Here is a 19,896-nt window from a genome sequence, read left to right on the forward strand (position 1 = left end):
GGCCGTCAGCCGGCGGTTTGGCACAGCCGTTGCTCCTGCCTGGAATGACGCTCGTCGCAGCGTCGCCATAACAAGAACGGAGAACAGCGCATGAATCGATCAGGCCCCCAACGCCTTGCACTCGGCTGCCTGGCCATGGCCCTCAGTTGGACACCCCTGGCCTTTGCCGCCGGTGTCGATGGGCAACGCATCATTGATGCGGACAAAGAGCCCGGCAACTGGATGAGCCATGGCCGCACGTACGACGAGCAACGCTTCAGCCCCCTCAAGACCATCGACCAGAGCAACGTCAGCCAGCTAGGGCTGGCGTGGAGCTACAAGCTCGACCTGGACCGCGGTGTGGAGGCGACTCCCATCGTGGTCGATGGGGTGATGTACACCACGGGGCCGTTCTCGGTGGTGTACGCGCTGGATGCGCGCAACGGCCAGCTGCTGTGGAAGTACGACCCGCAGTCCGACCGCAACCGTGCGGGCGAGGCCTGCTGCGATGCGGTCAACCGGGGCGTGGCCGTGTGGCAGGGCAAGGTCTACGTCGGTGTGCTCGACGGTCGCCTGGAGGCCATCGACGCCAAGACCGGCAAGCGGGTGTGGTCGGTCGACACCCGCGCCGATACCACGCGCAGCTACACCATCACCGGTGCGCCGCGGGTGGTCAACGGCAAAGTGGTGATTGGCAATGGCGGCGCCGAATTCGGCGTGCGTGGCTATGTGACCGCCTACGACGCCGAAACCGGCCGCCAGGCATGGCGGTTCTACACCGTACCGGGCGACCCGAAGCTACCGCCTGAGGATAAGGCCATGCAGATCGCCAGCAAGACCTGGCACGGGGATGCCTACGTCGAGTGGGGCGGCGGCGGGACAGCCTGGGATTCCTTCGCCTATGACCCGCAGTTGAACCTGCTGTACATCGGCGTGGGCAACGGCGCGATGTGGGACCCCAAATGGCGCAGCCAGGCCAAGGGCGACAACCTGTTCCTGTCCTCGATCGTGGCGGTGAATGCCGATACCGGCGAGTACGCCTGGCACTACCAGACCACGCCCGGCGACGCCTGGGACTTCACGGCCACCCAACACATGATCCTGGCCGAGCTGCCCATCGACGGCAAGCCGCGCAAGGTGCTGATGCAGGCGCCGAAGAATGGCTTTTTCTATGTGCTGGACCGGGAAACCGGCGAGTTGCTGTCGGCCAAGAACATTGTGCCGGTGAACTGGGCCAAGGGCATCGACATGAAGACTGGCCGGCCCATCGTCGATGACGAGGCGGCGGCCTACTGGAAGGACGGCAAGCGCAAGCTGGTGACCCCGGCGTTCTGGGGGGCGCACGACTGGCACCCGATGTCGTACAACCCGCAGACGGGGCTGGTGTACATCCCGGCCCACATCATGTCCGCCTACTACGAGCACGTGCCCGAAGCGCCCAAGCGCAACCCGTTCAAAAGCGTCTATCAGCTGGGGCTGCGTACCGGCATGATGCCCGAAGGCGCCGAAGGGCTGCTGGACATGGCCAAGACCTGGTCAGGCAAACTGATCGCCTGGGACCCGGTCAAGCAGGCGCCTGCCTGGGAAGTGCCGTACATCACCATCTTCAATGGCGGCACCTTGAGCACGGCCGGCAACCTGGTGTTCGAAGGCAGCGCCGACGGCCGGGTCATTGCCTATGCCGCCGAAACCGGCAAGAAGCTATGGGAAGCGCCTGCGGCCAGCGGCGTGATGGCCGCACCGATCACCTATGCCGTCGACGGCGAACAATACGTCACCTTCATGGCGGGCTGGGGCGGCGCGTTTTCCACGTTCGCTGGGGCACTCTCGTTGCGTGCAGGCGTGCAGCCCTACGCACAGGTGCTGACCTACAAGCTGGGCGGCACGGCCAAGCTGCGCGAGCCGGCCCCGCCTGCCGATGCGCCCAAGCCGCCGCCATTGACGGCCAACGCCGAGACGGTCGCCGCAGGCGCTGCGCTGTACGACGGCAACTGCTCCCAGTGCCACGGCATTCATGCGGTCAGCGGCGGGGTACTGCCGGACCTGCGCAAGCTGAGCGCCGACAAGCACCAGATGTTCCTCGGGATTCTCTACGGCGGCAGGGTGCCCGATGGCATGCCCTCGTTCGCCGACAACCTCAACCCCGAGCAGGTCGAGCAGGTCCATCAGTACCTGATCAAGCGTGCCCACGACTTGCAGGAGGAGGGCGAGGTCTGGAAGCGGTTCAGCGCCCGCCCGGCAAGCTCTTCATCGCTGGCTGACAATGCACCACAGGAGTGAAATGCTCATGAACGATTCGGTCTACCAGAACTTCATCGACAACCGGTTCGAACCCGGTGAGGCCTTGCTTGAGGTCCATAACCCGGCCAACGGCCAGTTGCTCGGTCGCGTGCCTGAGTCCTCGCAGGCTCAGGTCGACCAGGCCGTGAGCGCGGCACGCCGGGCTCAGAAGGCCTGGGCAGCCCGGCCTGCGCAGGAACGCGCGGGCTACCTGCGTGCTATCGCGAGCCGGATACGGGCCAATGCCGACCAGCTGGCCCGGACCATTACCCTGGAAGGCGGCAAGGTCCCGGCTCTGGCCCAGGTGGAAGTCGGCTTCACGGCCGATTATCTGGACTACATGGCCGAGTGGGCGCGGCGCCTGGAAGGTGAGGTGTTGACCAGCGACCGTCAGGCCGAGCATGTGTTTCTCATGCGCAAACCGGTGGGCGTGGTGGCAGGCATTCTGCCGTGGAACTTCCCGTTCTTCCTGATCGCCCGCAAGATGGCGCCGGCGCTCATCACCGGCAACACCATCGTGGTCAAGCCCAGTGAGGAAACCCCGATCAACTGCTACGCGTTCGCCCGGCTGGTGGCCGAAACCGGCCTGCCACCCGGGGTGTTCAACGTGGTCGGCGGCACAGGCGCCGCCGTGGGCCACGGCCTGTCCAGTCACCCCGGCGTGGATATGGTGAGTTTCACCGGCAGTGTGGCGACCGGTGCACGGATCATGGCAGCGGCGGCGCCGAACATCACCAAGCTGAACTTGGAACTGGGCGGCAAGGCGCCTGCCATCGTGTTGGCCGATGCCGACCTGAACCTGGCAGTGAACGCGATCGTCGCCTCGCGGGTGATCAACACCGGACAGGTGTGCAACTGCGCAGAGCGCGTGTACGTGGCGCGCCAGGTGGCTGATCGGTTCATCGATCAGGTGGCCCAGGCGATGGCCGCCACGCGCTATGGGGACCCATCGACGCAGGAGGACCTGCACATGGGGCCGCTGATCAACCAGGCCGGCCTGGACAAGGTGGCGCAGATGGTGCGCACCGCCCAGGCCCAGGGCGCGCAGGTGGTCACGGGCGGGCAGGTGGCCGACCTTGGCAGCGGTTTTCATTATCAGCCCACCGTGCTGGCAGGCTGCGCGGGCGACATGGAGATCATGCGCAAGGAAATCTTCGGGCCGGTATTACCGATCCAGGTGGTGGAGGACCTGGACGAAGCCATTGCCCTGGCCAACGACAGCGAGTACGGGCTGACCTCGTCGCTCTATACCCGCGATCTGAACGCCGCGCTCAAGGCATGCCGGGAAATCGACTTTGGCGAGACCTACATCAACCGCGAAAACTTCGAGGCCATGCAAGGCTTCCACGCCGGGGCCCGCAAGTCGGGCATAGGCGGGGCCGACGGTAAGCATGGGCTCTATGAGTACACGCGCACGCAGGTGGTCTACATCCAGGGTTGAAGCTCGGCAGTTGCCAGTGCCCCGCCGTCACGGCAGGGCACTGGGCTCAGTGGCCCTGGCGATTGGGTTGCACGATGCCGTGGCGCCTGATCTTGCGGTACAACGTGGAGCGCGAGATGCCAGCGGCCTGGGCGGCGGCGCTCATGTTCCACTGGGTACGGCGCAGCAGCGTTAGCAGATGGTCAGCTTCAGCCTCCTCGACCTGCTGCCCAAGCTGCGGCGTTGCGCAGATTGTCCTGCTCGGTTCGACCTGCCCAAGCTGCAACTCGGCGGGCAGGTCGGCCAGTTCGATGCACCCGCCTTCTGCCAGGGCCGCGCCCTGGCGCAGGGCATTGAGCAGTTGGCGAATGTTACCCGGCCAGGAGTAGGCCAGCAGGGCGGCGTGTGCAGGTGCTGACAGGTTCAGCCCTGGTGCCAGACGTGCCAGCAGACCCTCGATCACGTGCGCCCGGTCACTGCGCTCGCGCAGCGCCGGCAGCGTGATGCGCATGCCACAGAGCCGGTAGTAGAGGTCCTCGCGGAATTGGTGGGTGGCGATCCTGGCAGTCAGGTCCTGGTGCGTCGCCGATATCACCTGAATATCCAGCCTCACCGGCGTGGCCGCCCCCAGCGCCACTAGCTCCCGTTCCGCCAGCACCCTTAGCAGACGGGTTTGCAGATCGGCCGGCATGTCGCCTATTTCATCGAGAAACAGCGTGCCGCCGTTGGCCTGTTCCAGCTTGCCCTTCATGCCCTTGCGGTCCGCCCCGGTGAAGCTGCCGGGCCGGTAGCCGAACAACTCGCTTTCGATCAGTGCTTCGGGAATGGCAGCGCAATTGAGCGCCACGAAAGGCCGGGCGCTTCGGGCGCTTGCCTGGTGCAGGGCGCGAGCGAACGCTTCCTTGCCGGTGCCGGTTTCACCGCTGAGCAGCAGCGCGATGTCCTTGTCCAGCACCTTGCGCAGGCGCGCGACGGCGTGCTGCAGCTGCGGGTCGCCGCCGGCCAGCTGGTCGAGTGTCGGATGCGCGTTGGCAGAGGCCGCCGGTGCAGTCGAGGCACAAGGGCGATAAGCGCGCGGCACGCGCAGGCCAACCTCAAGGCCCGTGACCTGGCACGCATCGTACAGCTGCGTGCCCCGAGCGCCGCCCTGGGTCAGGGCCAGCAACTGGTCGATGTCGGCACTCAACACCTGCTCGATACGCAGGCCGAGCAGGGCATGGGGGTTGCTGTTGAACGCGGCCCGGTTGGCCCCGACGATACGGCCACCCTCGTCGAGGGCCAGCAATTGCTCGGCTGCCAGGTCCGCATCGCCGTCGCAGGGCTTGACCGCGAGGGTCAGGCAGTCGCGGTAACGCTGGCGAAAATGCGCGTTTTCGATCAGCCGCGCGTACAGCGTCACCAACTGCAAGGTCAGGTGCTGGGCCTGCTTGGGCCCATCGTTGTACAAGCAGGTCGCGTTCAGGCAACCCAGCAGGTGGTTATGGCTGTCGAAAATCGGCGAGACCGAGCAACTGAGCCGGGCATTGCTGGCCAGGAAATGTTCCTGACGGTGAATGGTCAGCGCCTGTTGTGAGGCCAGCGCGGTGCCGATGCCGTTGGTGCCGGCGATGGACTCGTCCCAGCGCGCCCCCACCACCAGCCCGGACCCGGTGAAGTGCCCGGCGTCGGCAGGCAGGCGGGCATCGAGCGTGACCCCCGCCGCATCGCTGAGCAAAACGGCAAAACCTGCATCGGCCACCCGCCGGGCCAAGCCACTCACGCCCTGGCTGGCGAGGGTCAGGTAGGCCTGGTGCTGGGCTTGCAGCTGGCGGATTTCGGCGGCACTGAGCATATTGTCCGTCGGGTGCACACTTGGGTCCAGGCGGTGCTGGGTGACACTGCGGTACCAGGATTCGGCGATCACCGCTTCCGGGACCAGGCCGCGGTGGCCGAAATGACTGTCGACGAAGGCCGCCAGTTCCGAGGCAGGGTTATGAGCGGGCATGGGCGCTCCACAGTTATTGTTATCAGGGGTGAAGATAACCCTAGCTGATGGCGCGCTGCCAGCCCAGACGCGCGGCCAGGGCGCTCAGTGGATCAGTTCGAGGGCCTCGGCGGTGGTGAGCGGCCGCTTCATGCGTTGCGACAGCTGCATCATGGCTGAGGCATAACCTTTGGCAACCACGGCCTGTACCTGATCCGCCAGGCACTGCAGCGCAATGAAATCCCCGCTTTCCGGGGCGCCGACGAAGGTGATGGCGTCCCACTGCCGAGCGTGGCCGAGCACTTCGAACCGCTGCCCATGGTGATAGGTCCAGAAAAACGGCACGTCGGCGTAGCGGCGCTGCTGGCCCAGCATGTTTGCCGCGGCGATGACGCCGTGTTGCTGCGCCAGCCGCCAGTGTTCGATGCGCACCGATTGGCCGGCGAGTGGGAAGGTGGCCATGTCACCCGCCGCCCACAGGCCTTCGGCCACCTGCATTTCACTATTGACCGGCACGCCATGGTCGTCGGCCAGCGACACCCCATTGAGAAAAGCCGTGGCCGGGGCTACCCCCGTTCCCAGCAGCACCGCCTGGCAGTCCACGCGCTCGCCGCTGCCAAGCACGACCGCTTCGACCTGATCTACGCCTTCGATCGCCTTCACCTCGGCCGGGCCATGGAAAGTGACGCCCTTGCGCTCGTGCAAGGCACGAATCGCCCGGCCGATGCGCTCGCCCAGCTGCTTGGCCAGCGGGACATCGTGCCGTCCGATTACATGGACCTGGGCACCGTATTCGCTCAACGCCGAGGCCGCTTCCAGGCCGATGAAACTGTCGCCCACGATCACAACCGGTTTACCCGGTTCCACGGCATCGAGCAGTTGCGCCGCGTCCGCGCGCGCGCGCAGCGTGAAGACGCCAGGCAGGTCACGCCCCGGGATATCCGGGCGCTGGGCCTTGGCGCCCGTGGCGAGCAGACAGGCGTCATAGTCAATGCGTTGGCCGTCGGCCAGCAGGAGCTGGCGTTTCTGGGCATTGAGCGAGCGGACCTTGGCGTGCCGACGCTCCAGTTGCCCCATCCGCAGGTCATCAGGCTCCAGCAGCATCGGCACCTCATCCGGGGCCATCTGACCTGCGAGCACGAATTTGCTCAGGGCCGTGCGGTCGTAGGCCGGCTGGCGCTCCTGGTCGATCCACACCAGGCGGCCGTTGAAGCCATGGCGGAGCAACGTGGCCACGGCGGCACTGCCTGCCGCACCGGCCCCCAGCACCACGAAACACCGCGCATCGCTGTGCCGGGGCGGGCGCGCCTTGGGCAGAGGGCGGTCGTCCACCCACACCTGGTCATCCTTGACCCAGGCCTTGTAGCGGCGCAGGTCGGTCAGGGCAGGGGGCTCGCACACGGCCCCCTCGTCCACGGCGAACGCGGCCTTGTGCCATGGGCAAATCAGCAAGCCGCCGCAGACGCGGCCCTCATCCAGCGGCGCGCCTGCATGAGGACAGTTGCCCTGAAAAGCACGCACCTGATCGCCCTGACGGACGATGATCAGCTCTTCGCTACCGGCTTCCACGCGCAGGGGGGTGTGTTCATCGAGGTCGGCCAGGCGGGCCACGGCGTGTTCGGTCATGGTGAATTCTCCAAAGGGGGCCTCTGGAAGGGTTCGACGCCGATTTGCCCGGTCGGGCTGCGTCGAGCTGACGACTGGAGCGCAGTACGGGGCACAAGGGCAGGTCAATCTTGCTCGCACGGGACCGTATGACCCGTACGAGCAAGCGCCGTTGGCGCGACCGTCAGTCGGCTGTGGCAGGTGCGGGCGTAAGGATACGGGTGGCGCGCAGGGCCACCAGGCTACCCACCACGATCAGCGCCGCCAGGGCGTAAAGGGCAGCGTCGGTCGAGCCGGTCTGGTCCTTGATGAACCCGACCAGATAAGGGCTGAGAAAGCCCGCCATTTGGCCGACCGAGTTGATCAGGGCCAGGCCCGCCACGGCCGCACCCGCGCTGAGCAAGGCCGTGGGCATCGGCCAGAACATCGGCAGGCCGGTGAGGGCGCCCATGGTGGCGATGGACAGGCCCAGGATGGCGATCGCCGGAGTAGCCGCGAAATTCACCGCCATCAGCAGGCCCACAGCGCCCATCAGCATCGGCACTACCAAGTGCCAGCGGCGCTCGTTGCGAAGGTCCGCCGAGCGCCCGCACAGGATCATGAAAACCCCGGCCAGCAAGTAGGGAATGGCGCTCAACCAGCCAATGAGCAGGGGGTTGTCGAAGCCCATGTTCTTGATGATCGAAGGCAGCCAGAAGTTGATCGCGTACACGCCGCTCTGGATGCAGAAGTAGATGAAGCCGAAGGTCCAGATCAGCGGGTTGGCCAGCACGGCCAGAACGCTGTCGCCCGTGGTGGGCGGCTTGCTGTCGGCATCGGCCTGCAGATCGGCGGCGATCAGCCGGCGTTCATCATCGCTAAGCCAGGCCGCTTTCTGGTAGCCATCGCTGAGCAGGAATACCGCCAGCACGCCGAGCGCAACGGTCGGCAGCCCTTGAATCAGGAACATCCATTGCCAGCCGGCAAGGCCATGTTGCCCGGCTGCAAAATGCTCGAGGATCCAGCCGGAGAACGGGCTGCCCAACAGGCCCGAGACCGGGATCGCGGACATGAACAAGGCCATGATGCGGCCACGGCGCGCACCGGGGAACCAGCGCGAGAGGTACAGCACCACGCCTGGGAAGAAGCCTGCCTCGGCGGCACCTGTGAGCAGGCGCAGGGCATAGAACTCGGTGGGGGTCGTCACGAACAGCAGACAGGTGGACAAGCTGCCCCAGGCAATCATCATCAAAGCGATCCAGCGCCGTGGGCCGAAGCGGTTGAGCGCCAGGTTGCTCGGAAGGCCGCACAGGACGTAGCCGATGAAGAAGATACCGGCACCGAGGCCGTAGACGGTTTCGCTGAACTTGAGCGCGTCGAGCATCTGCAGCTTGGCGAAGCCGACGTTGACGCGGTCGAGGTAGTTGAACAGGTAGCAGATGAAAATGAACGGAATCAGCCGCAAGGTGATGCGCCGGTACAGCGCATTGCGGGTGGTGTCCGTGCCTTGGTCAGGGGCGGGGCTGTGTGCCATGATCGGGTTCTCTGTTGTTATGGTTGTCACCGCGTCGCCTGTTCCGGCGCTCGCCTGAACGAGTCTCGGGGACGGCGGCGTGGCTGTCTTTGTGCTTTTGCACAGGCCATGGGCCTTGCTGCTGTGCCCGAGCCCAACCGCACGCCCCCAAGGACCGTTGAATGTTCGAACTCGACCACGACCTGGCACAGGATATCGTAGACCGCGCCATGGCCATTCTGCCCTGCAACGTCAACGTCATGGACAGCCAGGGCCTGATCCTGGGCAGCGGCGAGCCGGAGCGTATCAACACACGGCACGAAGGCGCCCAGCTGGTGCTCGCCAATGGCCGCAACGTGGAGCTCGACCAGGAGGCGGCACGCTGCCTGAAGGGGGTGCAGCCGGGGGTGAACCTGCCGCTGATGCTCGACGACCGCCTGATGGGCGTCTTGGGGCTGACGGGTGATCCGCAGCAGGTTCGGGTGTATGCCGAGCTGGTGCGCATGACCGCCGAAATGCTGCTGGCCCAGCGTCACCTGCAGGCCGATCAGCAGTGGCGCAAGCAGCGCTGCGACGATTTGCTGGCCTTGCTGCTGGGCGGGACCGGCGACGCCTCACGGCTGCTGGACGAGGCACGCCAACTGGGCCTGAAACCGCAGCTACCACGCATTCCCTGCCTGTTCGAGTTGGCCAGCGGGCCCGATGCCGAAGCGCTGGCAGGCTGGCTGATGAGCCGCTACCCCGACAGTTGGTGCGTGAGCCCAGCGCGCCACTCGCTGCTGTGGTGTCGCCCGGCAGGCGTGGCGCTGGAGGTATCACGGCTGGTCGAGCGCATCGAGCGGCACGGTTGGGCGGTGGAGCGCTCGGCCATGGGTACCGCCGCGCAGGGTCTTGAGCAGCTGCGCCGCGGCTACCGGCGTGTGCGCGACCTGCTGGCCTATGGGCGTGAGGTGGTGCCCCAGGAACGGCTGCTGAGCTTGCAGCGCTATCGCCTGCCAGCCTTGCTCTGGCGCCATCGCAACGATGAGGCGCTGGACGAACTGCTCGAGCCGTTGCTGCGCATTCAGGCCCGCGACAGCAGTGGGCAATTGCTGGCTACGCTGCGCGCCTGGTGTGCCCATGATGGTCAGAGCCAGGCGTGTGCCGAGGCGCTGGGTATTCACCGCAACAGCCTACGTTACAGGCTTGAACGCATCGCCGAGCTGGGCGAGGTGGACCCCATGCGCCTGGAGGGCATGCTCAGTTTGTACCTGGGGCTGCAGTTGCTGCCCATCCGATAGCCATAGCCGGCTGGGCACTGTCGCCTGGCGCTGGCATCTGCCCAAACAATCCGTCGGGCGGTTTGTGCATTTGACCGACGCCGCTTCGCGGGCCAGCTGTCAGCATGCCGCTACCCGGACAGGAGAATCATCATGAAGATCGTCATCGCGCCTGACTCGTTCAAGGACAGCCTCGAGGCGGCAGACGTGGCGCGCGCCATCGCTGCTGGCCTGGCCGAAGCACTGCCCGACGCCCAGTTGATCGAGTGCCCCATGGCCGACGGTGGCGAAGGCACGATGCAGGCCATTCTTGCCGCCAGCGACGGCGAGCTGCGCCGGCTTACCGTGCGCGGCCCCTTGGGCACAGCTGTGGCGGCGGGCTGGGGCTGGCTGCCCCAGAGCCGCACCGCAATCATCGAAATGGCGCAGGCCAGCGGCCTGCAACAGGTGCCCACCGGTCAGCGCGACGCCTGCCGCAGTTGCACCTGGGGCACCGGTGAGCTGGTCGCCGCGGCGCTCGACGCCGGCGCGCAGCGCGTCGTGCTGGCGATCGGCGGCAGTGCCACCAATGATGCGGGCAGTGGCATGCTGCGCGCCTTGGGCCTGCGACTGCTGGATGCAGACAATCAGCCACTGGCCGAGGGTGGCCTGGCCCTGGCCGGCCTGGCACGGATCGATGCCAGCGGGCTGGACCCGCGCCTGGCGCACGTAAATTTCGAAGTGGCGGCTGATGTGGACAACCCGCTGTGCGGCCCCCAGGGCGCATCGGCCATCTTCGGGCCGCAGAAGGGGGCCAGCCCGCAACAGGTTCAGGCCCTCGACCAGGCGCTCGGTCACTTCGCCGACCACTGCGCCCGCTTGCTGGGCCAGGATGTGCGTGATTACCCAGGCTGCGGCGCCGCCGGGGGCATGGGCTTTGCGGCCAGGGCCTTCATGGGTGCCCAGTTCCGGGCCGGCGTGGAAGTGGTGGCCGAACTGGCCGGCCTGCAAGCCCATGTCAGGGACGCGGACCTGGTGGTGACCGGGGAGGGCCGTTTTGATGCCCAGACCCTGCGCGGCAAGACGCCGATGGGCGTGGCCCGGGTCGCCAAGCGTCATGGCGTGCCGGTGGTCGTGCTGGCGGGCATGCTCGGCGAGGGCTATCAGCAGCTGTACGCCCATGGGGTAGATGCCGCCTTTGCGCTGGTGGACGGTCCCATGACGTTGGAACAGGCCTGCCGCGACACCTCCCGCCTGCTGCAAGCCCGCGCCTGTGACATCGGTCGGCTCTGGGCCTGGGTCAAGCGCATCTGAGCAGATGAAGCGCGCAGCTCAGGGTGCCAGCACCGGCAGGGGTGTGCTGGGCAACACGGCCAGGTCGCCGAAACGCTGCGTCGAATCGATGTAGCGCAGCGCCGACTTGGCGTCCTTCCAGCCTACGTAGCTCATGAGCGACTTGAGCTCCCAGCCATTGGCGCTGGCCCAGGTGGCGAAGCCGCGACGCAGGGAGTGACCGGTATACAGCGCAGCTGGCACCTGGGCGCGGGCCAACATGCGCCGCAGCAGGCCCACCAGGCTGTTGCTGTTGAGCGGCTGGTCACCGAGATTGCCCCAGCGGTCGAGCTTGCGGAACACCGGACCGTGGGCGATGCCGGCCACCTGCAGCCATTGCAGGTAGGCCGTTACCGGGCATAGGGCCTTCAGGGCCGGGGTGCGGTGCTGCACGCCAAGTGCCTCGCGGTCGCCTTTGCTGCGCGGCACAAACAGCGTGATGCCCACGCCCGCTTCGGCCTGTATGTGCTCGACCCGCAAGCGCGCCAGTTCATCGCCGCGAAAGCCACGCCAGAACCCCAACAGCAGCAGCGCCGTGTCGCGCCGGGCGCGGCGCAGCCCGGCCATGTCGTGGTTCGCCTGGGCTTGGCGGGCTTCCTCCTCGAAGCAGGTCACGGCCGTTTGCACATGTTGCAGCAGCAATGGCGCTGCCTGCCTGGGCGGGGTGGGATGCAGCGTGCGGATGCCGCGCAGGACCTGGCGCACCACTGGTGCTTTGGTGGGGTCGGGGAAGCCTTGGCTGATGTGCCACTGGCTGAGGGCCGCCAGGCGCTGGCGCAGGGTACTGACCGCATGCTGCTGGGCGTGGTCGGCCAGGTACCGGGCGATGCTTTCGGCAGTGGCCGGCAGAAAACCGCCCCATTGCGTCTCGAAATGATCCACCGCCGCCTGGTAGCTGCGGCGGGTGTTGTCACGCGTGGCGGCGCGCAGGTAGCGCTCGATATCGGTCATGGTGCGGGCGTCGGCGGATGGATGCAGTGGTGCCACCTTAAACCTTGAGGCCTGCCGGTACCAAGGGTTTGCCAGGGTTTGCACGCTCTTCTTCGCTTCAGTGCAACGCGGCCAGGGGCTGCGCCTGATGCTTGAACGGCACGTAGTCACGCAGCTGCGCGGCGGACAGGGGCCGGCTGAAATGATAGCCCTGAGCAACGTCGCACCCCGCCAGGCGCAGGCACACGACCTGCTCGCGGGTTTCCACGCCTTCGGCCACCACCACCAGGCCCAGGCGTTTGGCCAGGATGATGGTGGAGGCCACGATGGGGCTGTCGTCCGGACTGTTGGACAGCGAGGCGATCAAGGATCGATCAATCTTCAGTTTGCTCAAAGGCAGTGCATGCAGATGGGCGAAGCCTGCGTAGCCTCGGCCAAAGTCGTCCAGGCTGATCCCGATGCCTGCCTGGCGCAGCCGGTGTAGATGCGCAATCGCCGGGCCCTCAGGGTCGAGGATGGTGGTTTCGGTGATCTCAAGCTCCAGATGCTCGGGGGCAATGCCGTGCTCGCTCAGTTGGTCGAGCAGGCGCACAGTGAAGTCAGGCTGACGCAACTGCAAGGCAGACACGTTGACGGCCAGGCGGACCTGGCGGCTTTCCCTGTGCCAGGCCGACAAAGCCTCGCAGGCCAGGCGAAGGACTTCCCAGCCCAACTCGACAATGAAGCCGCTGCGTTCGGCCAGGGCGATGAAACGGTCGGGGTAGAGCAGGCCGAACTCGGGATGCTGCCAACGTACAAGCGCTTCAAAGCCTGCGACCTTGTGGTCATCGAGGCCGATCTGCGGCTGGTAGTGCAAGACGAATTGCCTGCCTGCCAGTGCAGCGCCAAACGCCTGCTCCAGGGAAAATGCCTGGATGTCGGCCACGTTCAGGGAGGGGTCGAAATAGCGGTACTGCGCGCGGCCGGCCTGCTTGGCCGAATACATGGCCGCATCGGCGCTGCGCACCAGGCTGTCGATGTCCTGGCCATCGCGCGGGCAGATGCTGACCCCGATACTGGGACTGGTGTTGACCTCTTGTCCTTCCAGGGCATATTCGGCTGTTGAAGCTGTCCGGCATCAATTTCGTGTCATGCCCCACCGAGAGCATTCATCTGCAAGGGCGCTTTGATACCTATCCGAAGCGCCGTGGGGTCACCCGTGTCGCCGAACTCGACCGTGCTGGCATGAACGTGTGCTTCGGCCAGGACTCGATCGTCGATCCGTGGTACCCCCTGGGCAACGGCAATATCCTGCGCGTGCTCGAGGCGGGCCTGCACATTTGCCACATGCTGGGCTATCAGGACCTGCAGCGCTGCCTGGACCTGATCACCGACAACAGTGCCCGCGCCTTGAACCTGGGTGAGCGCTATGGCATCGAGACCGGTCGCCCTGCGAACCTGCTGCTGCTCTCGGCCCCGGACGACTACGAGATGGTGCGCAGCCAGGGCCACGCGCTGGTGTCGGTGCGCAACGGAAAAGTACTGATGCGGCGCCGGCCTGCGCAGGTACAACGCGAGTTCTGAATCCGGCGCTTTCAGGCGCCGATGGCCGCCAGCACACAATCGGCGATCTGCGCATCCTGAACGGCAACGCCGGTCAGGTCAGCCAACGTGATCTGGTCGTCGGACTCCCGGCCACGGGCTCGGCTTGCCAGCAGCGCGCCAAGTTCGACCAGTTGGCTTGCGGTCACCAGGCCTTTGCCGAGCGCATGGGACACCTCGCCATATTGGGCGCACTGGGTGATCGAGTCGACGACCAAGCGGTCGGCCCTGGCGACCAGCCCAGGGTCCAGCTCTTGCTTGCCAGGGCCGTCCGCACCGACAGCAGTGATGTGAGTGCCCGGTTGTATTTAGTGCGCCTGCAACAGCGGCTCGCGCGAAGGTGTGGCGCTGACGATGAGGTTGGCAAGGCCCGCCAGTTCCGCGGCGTCGTGTGTACTCTCCTGAGCGCCTTGAGGTATCTGTAAACCGTCGCACGCCCCATGTTCAGCACATTGGCCACATAGTCCACGCCGCTTCGGCCTTCGAACGCACCCTCGGCATGCAACGCTTGCACCAGACTGCGCTTGTCTCCCATCTGCATTGTCTGCAGGGACAAATGGCGCGCCTTGAGCCAAGCATGCATGAAGGTATTGATGCGCTCTTGCCAGTCATCGCGAAACAGCGCCTGAGGCTGCTCGACCAGGCGACCCATTTGAAAGAACGCCTCCAGCGCATGACGGGCGTTTTCGAGCACCGGCAGGTCCAGGTTGATGCACATCAGGTGCCGAGCATCACCCTGCTCATCGCGCAAGACCGTACTGATGGAGCGCACCTTCTGACCGTTCCAGTTCAACTTCTCATATGGGCCCAACTTGGCGCCGCCGAGCAGATCGTCCAGGTCCTCGGCAATGGCCGAGTCATCTCCCAGGCTGCGCTTGGAGATGTTGTTGGCGATATGCACCACCGTCTGGGTGCGCAGGTCATGGACGACGACTTCGGCATGGGGATACAGCAACAGGGCAATGCTTTCGGCGATTGCCTGGTAGTTCTCGAGCGACATGCGGGGCCACTGTGCATTCTAAGGAGGCGCTTATGTTGGCTCTCGAATGCCTCCTCGCACAAGGCGCCGTATGCCGATCAACCACCCTGTACACGCTGAGACGGGCTGGTGGCGACCAGAACCGGCTCAAAATCGGCCTAACATTCGATAAGCCGTGATTATTCCATGTGAGATTGCACTTGTTTTAGCAGTTCGGAACCAGCAGAATTGGTACGTAATTACATAGTACGTACAACATTACGAAATCGTAGGAGCATGCATGGCACGTGGCGGTATCAACAAGGTGGTTGTGCAACAGGCCAGGCAGGCTCTGATTGCAAGAGGGGAGAACCCCAGCATCGATGCCATCCGCATCGAGCTGGGCAATACGGGCTCGAAAACCACCATTCACCGCTACCTCAAGGAGCTCAACGGACAGCAGCCAATGCCCTCCGAAGGTGGCGCGCCGATCAGTGAAGTGTTGAGCCGCCTGGTAGGACAGTTGGCGACGCAACTGCAAGATGAAGCGGACTTGGTGATCGAGCGTGCTGAAAGCGTGTTCACCGAGCAGCGCGAGAAGCTCGAGGCGGCCTTGGCGGCAGCCCAGCAGGCGCTTGCAGCGGCTGAGCAACAACACGAAATCGATGCAGCGGCCCTGCGCGCGGAGTCAGAGAAACTCACCAGCACGCTCAGCACGCTACAGGCTGAGCAGCTGCGCAGCGCCAGCCTCAACCAGTCCCTGGGGGAACTGCAAGTACGCCTGGCGGATAAGGATGAGCAGGTCAAATCCCTGGAAGACAAGCACCGACACGCCCGCGATGCGCTTGAGCACTACCGCACGGCCAGTCGCGAGCAGCGCGAACACGAGCAGCGTCGTCACGAAGCTCAGTTGCAGCAGATGCAGGTCGAAGTACGGCAGTTACAGCAGGCCATGATCGTCAAGCAGGACGAGCTCACTCGCCTGCACCGTGATAACGAGCGTCTGCTTGGGGAGAATCGCCAGGCGAGCAGCGAACGGCGGGCTCAGGAACAGCTGCTAGAGCAGCGCGACGCCCAGATCCAGGGCTTGCGCACGATGCTGGCACAGGCCCAGGGGAGCAGCGACGAGCTGCGCCGCCAATTGGCTATGCAGGCCAAAGCGCTGGAGGACAGCAAGGTCTTGTGTCGGGATCAGGCGCTAAAGCTTGAGACGCTGGAGCGGGAGCTGACAGAGAACCAGGCGTCGTTGCGCCGATGTCAGGATCAGCTAAGCGTCAGCGAAGATAAATAAAACTTTCTGGCGCAACGGCTTTCTTCCTTAGACAGCCATTTGGAGAAGACCGCATGAGCGAACGAGGCACAACCCACGGCACGCAGCACGGCCCTCACTCGACCGACGAAGCCGATAAACCGGATGACCTTGGCTTTGACCCTGATTCTCCCGACCTCGATGATCCTCAGGTAGACCCCCAAGGCCCCGCCAAACCACCAAGGGATGTAGAGAAAGACACCTGAAGGGCACGCACCAAGCAAAAGGCCCTGATCGATACGATCAGGGCCTTTTTTATCCAGCATCAAGGTCAGGGTGGACTTTGCCCGTGCTGACCAGCGGACGTCAGGCTTGTGCCTGTTTTTCCACTTCAGCCTGCTTGGCCGCCTCGACACCCTTGGCAGAGAGCTTGATCGGGTAGTTGAGCGTCATCTCATGTTCAGCATCCACACTTACGCTACCGTCGTGGATCAGGCCATCGTCCTGCAGCGATTTAAGCATGCCGGCCACAGCTTTTTCACCGCGGTAGTTGTCCAGCAGTTCCTTGCCCAGACCATGGGGGTGAGCATGGTTGAGTCGGGTCAGGATTTCGCTTTTCAGTGCGTCGTTACTCATGCGCGCCTCACTTGCCATGCTGGGTTTGCAGTGCCTTGGCTTCTTGCAGGTGTTTCTCAAGGGTTGGCAGGGTCTTGGCAGCGAATGCCTTGAGCTCAGCCTTGTCAGAAGAAGTGGCTTCTTTCTTGAACAGTTCGACGGTCTTCTCGTGAGCATCGACCTGATTGTTCACGTAAGACTTGTCGAAGGACTCGTCACGCCATTCCAGAATCACTTTTTTCACCTTGTCGGTGATGGCCGCATCATCGGGCACCGAGATGTCCAGCTTCTTGGCAATTTCTGCCAGCTCCTGGTTGGCCTTGGTGTGGTCGGTCACCATGTGCTGGGCAAAGGTCTTGATCTCGGCGTTCTGGCTTTTTTCCAAAGCAAGGTTGCCGGTCACGATCTCTGCGATGCCGGCTTCGGTAGCCGCGTCTACGAAGTCGTCCGAGCTGGCAGCAAAGGCGTGAACCGAGGCCATGCCCAGCACCATGGAAAGGCCGACGCGCTTGACGAAGAGATTGCTCATGTTTCACTCCTTAAACGATGGCGCGACATCAGTGTCGCGTACTGTTGAGGGCGCGCGCAGGCCAAAGGTTTCATCTTTTTTGCATCAACAGGGTGTGGCAGTGGTCAACAGCGTTGACCAAGCACGTGCAGGGGATGTGCATGCGAAGCGCCAGGCAGACCGATGAAGAAAGAGCCCTTGCGCTGGCGGGCCAGGGACGAGCGGTAGCCCTGTTTCGCCTGGTGCTGGCGTTCATGCTGGTGGTCATGACCACGTTCGCAGCCGTTGAGGGCTGGCGAATCTGGCGTGATTACCGGGACGCGTTCCACAATGCCGCGAACATGGTGACCAATCTGGCCCAGGCCACCGCCCAGCATGCCGAGGATGCCATTCGCCAGGTCGATTCCATCAGTGCGGCGCTGGTGGAGCGCGTGCAAGGCGATGGGTTCGAGCACTTGGATCGCAAACGCATGCATGGGTTGCTCAGCCAACAGGTGCGCATCATCCCTCAGCTCCACGGCCTGTTCATCTACGACAGCCATGGTCGCTGGCTCGTCACGGACCGCTCGGCAACGCCGCCGGCCGCTAACAATGGCGACCGTGATTACTTCATCTACCACCGCGACCATCCCGATAGCGCCATTCGCATCGGTGCAGTGGTACGCAGCCGCTCGACGGGCGATCTGATCGTACCTATTTCTCGGCGCCTGAATTATCCGGATGGGCGTTTTGCGGGCGTACTGCTTGGGACCATCAAGGTCGACTGGTTCGTGCGTTACTACGGCGAATTCAAGATCGACGAACGTGGTGCGCTGGTGCTGGCCAAGCGCGACGGTACGATCCTGGTGCGGCGCCCATTCGTGGAACCGCTGCTTGAGCGTAACCTGGCCAACAGCGATATTTTCAAGCACCACCTGCCCTATGCAGCCCAAGGGTTGGTCGAAGCGGTGGCCGTCGTCGATGGTACACCGCGCCTGTACGCTTACCGAGCCTTGGCCAGCTACCCGCTGGTGGTCGAAGCGGGCCTGTCACGCGAGTCAATCATCGCCCCCTGGCGCCAGGATGCAATCAAATCGCTGGTGGTGTTACTGGTGCTGGTCATGGTCCTTGCGTTGTTCGGTTGGGTGGTCCTTCGCCAGGTGCGCGAACGCATCGTGATCGAGCGCGCCTTGCACCAGGCCCACCAGACCCTCAAGACCCTTGCCTTGACCGACAGCCTGACCGGGTTGGGTAATCGTCGCAGGCTGGACGCGGTGTTCGAGCCCGAGCTGCGCAGGGCTCGGCGCCAGGCGTATCCGGTGTGCGTGGTGATGCTCGACCTGGATCATTTCAAGGCCTACAACGACCGTTACGGACATGCGGCAGGCGATCAGTGCTTGCAACGCTTCGGCGAACTGCTGCGCCAAGCCGCCCAGCGTCCGGCAGATCTGGCCGTACGCTACGGGGGCGAGGAGTTTACCTTGCTGTTACCCGACACGGATTTACGCGGAGCCAAGGCGTTTGTCGAGACGCTGCAGCAAGCTCTGCGCAAGGAGATGCTGGTGCATGCGGGCAGTCCACTGGGGATCGTCTCTTTCAGTGCGGGTATTGCGGTGGCAGAACCCACGCGCAGTGAACAGAGTCCACAGCAACTGCTCGAAGCCGCAGATGCGGCACTGTATGAAGCCAAGCGCCAGGGCCGGGACCGCTACGCGGTCGCTGACCCTTGAGAACCGCATCGGGATGCAGGCAGCCCGCCTGGCCCTGGCGGGCATCGACTTCATGCCTGAAGTTGCCAACGTACCGAACTGACGCCCTTCTCCAGGCTGACCCGGCTGACCAGCCGCTCCAACTGGGCGGGCGCCTGTGAGGTACCCAGCAACTGGGCACGCACTTCCAGGCGGGCCGGGTCTGGCAAGTCCTCGCTGTGCAAGGACTGCAGGCGCAGTTCAGGCTCGCCGAGGCTATGCAGCATCAAGCTGCGTACCTGAATCTCATCCTGGGCTCGACAGACAATACGCACCTCGAACTGCTGTTCTACCTCCGTGGCGGGCACCACCTCCTGGCGGTCCAGGCGTTGGGCGATATCCCTTAGCAAGATGTTGGCGCACAGCACGACCACCGCGCCCAGGGCTGCTTCGAGCAGCAGCCCCAGGCTGCACAGCACGCCGATGGCAGCGGTGCACCACAGCGTTGCCGCGGTGTTCAGCCCCCGCACATTGAAGCCGTCACGCATGATGACGCCGCCGCCCAGGAAACCGATACCCGACACCACATACGCCGCCACCCGGGAGGCGTCGGTAGGCGCCATGCCTGGAACCGCCTGGGTCATCAGTACAAACAGACAGGCACCCGTACTGACCAGGCCGTTGGTGCGCAGGCCAGTCAAGCGCTGACGCAATTGGCGTTCGGCGCCGATCAAAGCCCCCAGCAGCAGGGCGGTGCTGACACGCAGCAGAAATACTTTCCAATCCATTATGAACCTCTTCCACGGGCACAGGCCCGCTCTAACGCCATCACTCAAGAAAGCGCGGTGGTAAAAACCAGAGATGCGAAAGGACCACGGGGGGGGAAGGAGGGGGCGATGCTGTGCATCGGCTGCCTCGGCAACTCGGCCAGGCAGCGTGGGAGACTGCCGGGCTAGCGCGCCGCGTGGGCCTGTCGCAAGCGACTGGGGCTAGTGTCCAATGCAGGGCTCCTATTGGTGAATGCAAAAGTGCGGCGCGGACGATAAGCCCGACCCTCGATCAGGTCAAGGGTAAAAACA

At 64.5% G+C, this 19,896-nt stretch carries 14 protein-coding genes and 4 pseudogenes; 8 read left to right on the plus strand and 10 right to left on the minus strand.

Annotated features, from left to right (window positions below; all coding sequences use genetic code 11):
• The first annotated feature begins 135 nt into the window (after window positions 1-135).
• Together ACF8E5_RS01350 and aldA are read left to right on the plus strand one after the other, a co-directional pair.
• Window positions 136-2,259 carry a PQQ-dependent dehydrogenase, methanol/ethanol family gene (locus tag ACF8E5_RS01350; protein WP_230379099.1) on the plus strand — a complete coding sequence of 708 codons (2,124 nt, stop codon included), beginning with the start codon at window positions 136-138 and terminating at the stop codon, window positions 2,257-2,259.
• Between the two features lie 7 nt (window positions 2,260-2,266).
• Entirely contained in the window at window positions 2,267-3,700 is a 1,434-nt protein-coding gene (gene aldA, locus ACF8E5_RS01355; protein WP_058639297.1) for an aldehyde dehydrogenase, read from the plus strand.
• 46 nt (window positions 3,701-3,746) lie between these two features.
• Here the strand turns inward: aldA and ACF8E5_RS01360 are convergent, their stop codons facing one another.
• From ACF8E5_RS01360 to ACF8E5_RS01370, 3 genes are all read right to left on the minus strand, one after another.
• Window positions 3,747-5,663: a sigma-54-dependent Fis family transcriptional regulator gene (locus ACF8E5_RS01360; protein WP_197844453.1), complete on the minus strand. Its 1,917-nt coding sequence runs from the start codon at window positions 5,661-5,663 to the stop codon at window positions 3,747-3,749.
• 84 nt (window positions 5,664-5,747) lie between these two features.
• Window positions 5,748-7,268: an FAD-dependent oxidoreductase gene (locus ACF8E5_RS01365; RefSeq protein ID WP_392474795.1), complete on the minus strand. Its 1,521-nt coding sequence runs from the start codon at window positions 7,266-7,268 to the stop codon at window positions 5,748-5,750.
• Window positions 7,269-7,431: 163 nt separating this feature from the next.
• A complete protein-coding gene (locus ACF8E5_RS01370; protein ID WP_326383449.1) occupies window positions 7,432-8,760 on the minus strand; it encodes an MFS transporter in 1,329 nt (442 codons plus the stop codon).
• 161 nt (window positions 8,761-8,921) lie between these two features.
• On the opposite strand from ACF8E5_RS01370, the gene ACF8E5_RS01375 reads away from it, so the two are divergent.
• Both ACF8E5_RS01375 and ACF8E5_RS01380 read left to right on the plus strand, forming a co-directional pair.
• Complete coding sequence (locus tag ACF8E5_RS01375; protein WP_078478641.1) at window positions 8,922-10,019, plus strand: sugar diacid recognition domain-containing protein; 1,098 nt, start codon at window positions 8,922-8,924, stop codon at window positions 10,017-10,019.
• Window positions 10,020-10,151: 132 nt separating this feature from the next.
• Window positions 10,152-11,291, plus strand: coding sequence for a glycerate kinase (locus ACF8E5_RS01380; protein ID WP_197844456.1), 1,140 nt, complete (start codon window positions 10,152-10,154; stop codon window positions 11,289-11,291).
• Between the two features lie 18 nt (window positions 11,292-11,309).
• On the opposite strand, the gene ACF8E5_RS01385 is transcribed toward ACF8E5_RS01380, so the two are convergent.
• Both ACF8E5_RS01385 and ACF8E5_RS01390 read right to left on the minus strand, forming a co-directional pair.
• Entirely contained in the window at window positions 11,310-12,296 is a 987-nt protein-coding gene (locus ACF8E5_RS01385) for a site-specific integrase (protein WP_153302505.1), read from the minus strand.
• A 61-nt stretch (window positions 12,297-12,357) separates the two neighbouring features.
• Window positions 12,358-13,341: pseudogene (locus ACF8E5_RS01390) on the minus strand (putative bifunctional diguanylate cyclase/phosphodiesterase); the annotation flags it as partial.
• Here ACF8E5_RS01390 and ACF8E5_RS01395 point away from each other — a divergent pair.
• Window positions 13,335-13,802 (plus strand): annotated as a pseudogene (locus ACF8E5_RS01395) (amidohydrolase family protein); the annotation flags it as partial. The pseudogenes ACF8E5_RS01390 and ACF8E5_RS01395 sit on opposite strands and share 7 nt — an antisense overlap.
• Before the next feature lie 11 nt (window positions 13,803-13,813).
• Here the strand turns inward: ACF8E5_RS01395 and ACF8E5_RS01400 are convergent.
• Both ACF8E5_RS01400 and ACF8E5_RS01405 read right to left on the minus strand, forming a co-directional pair.
• A pseudogene (locus ACF8E5_RS01400) lies at window positions 13,814-14,218 on the minus strand (ornithine cyclodeaminase family protein); the annotation flags it as partial.
• Between the two features lie 2 nt (window positions 14,219-14,220).
• Window positions 14,221-14,820, minus strand: a pseudogene (locus ACF8E5_RS01405) (transcriptional regulator); the annotation flags it as partial.
• A gap of 259 nt (window positions 14,821-15,079) precedes the next feature.
• Between ACF8E5_RS01405 and ACF8E5_RS01410 the strand changes: the two are divergent.
• On the plus strand, window positions 15,080-16,069 hold the full coding sequence (locus ACF8E5_RS01410) for a DNA-binding protein (protein ID WP_392474796.1): 990 nt from the start codon (window positions 15,080-15,082) through the stop codon (window positions 16,067-16,069).
• Window positions 16,070-16,122: 53 nt separating this feature from the next.
• Window positions 16,123-16,293 (plus strand): DUF6021 family protein, encoded by a 171-nt coding sequence (locus ACF8E5_RS01415; protein WP_196125528.1) that lies wholly within the window; start codon window positions 16,123-16,125, stop codon window positions 16,291-16,293.
• 100 nt (window positions 16,294-16,393) lie between these two features.
• Here ACF8E5_RS01415 and ACF8E5_RS01420 read toward each other — a convergent pair whose 3' ends face one another.
• Together ACF8E5_RS01420 and ACF8E5_RS01425 are read right to left on the minus strand one after the other, a co-directional pair.
• Window positions 16,394-16,663, minus strand: coding sequence for a hypothetical protein (locus ACF8E5_RS01420; protein WP_058604664.1), 270 nt, complete (start codon window positions 16,661-16,663; stop codon window positions 16,394-16,396).
• A 7-nt stretch (window positions 16,664-16,670) separates the two neighbouring features.
• Window positions 16,671-17,171 carry a DUF4142 domain-containing protein gene (locus tag ACF8E5_RS01425; RefSeq protein ID WP_078478633.1) on the minus strand — a complete coding sequence of 167 codons (501 nt, stop codon included), beginning with the start codon at window positions 17,169-17,171 and terminating at the stop codon, window positions 16,671-16,673.
• Between the two features lie 140 nt (window positions 17,172-17,311).
• On the opposite strand from ACF8E5_RS01425, the gene ACF8E5_RS01430 reads away from it, so the two are divergent.
• On the plus strand, window positions 17,312-18,859 hold the full coding sequence (locus ACF8E5_RS01430; RefSeq protein ID WP_196185909.1) for a sensor domain-containing diguanylate cyclase: 1,548 nt from the start codon (window positions 17,312-17,314) through the stop codon (window positions 18,857-18,859).
• Between the two features lie 50 nt (window positions 18,860-18,909).
• Here ACF8E5_RS01430 and ACF8E5_RS01435 read toward each other — a convergent pair whose 3' ends face one another.
• The gene (locus ACF8E5_RS01435) at window positions 18,910-19,605 is read right to left on the minus strand and encodes an MgtC/SapB family protein (RefSeq protein WP_058604574.1); all 696 of its coding nucleotides are present in this window, start codon (window positions 19,603-19,605) and stop codon (window positions 18,910-18,912) included.
• Between the last annotated feature and the right edge of the window lie 291 nt (window positions 19,606-19,896).

The organism is Pseudomonas sp. WSY_20, assembly GCF_043104335.1.
GTDB lineage: Bacteria > Pseudomonadota > Gammaproteobacteria > Pseudomonadales > Pseudomonadaceae > Aquipseudomonas > Aquipseudomonas parafulva_B.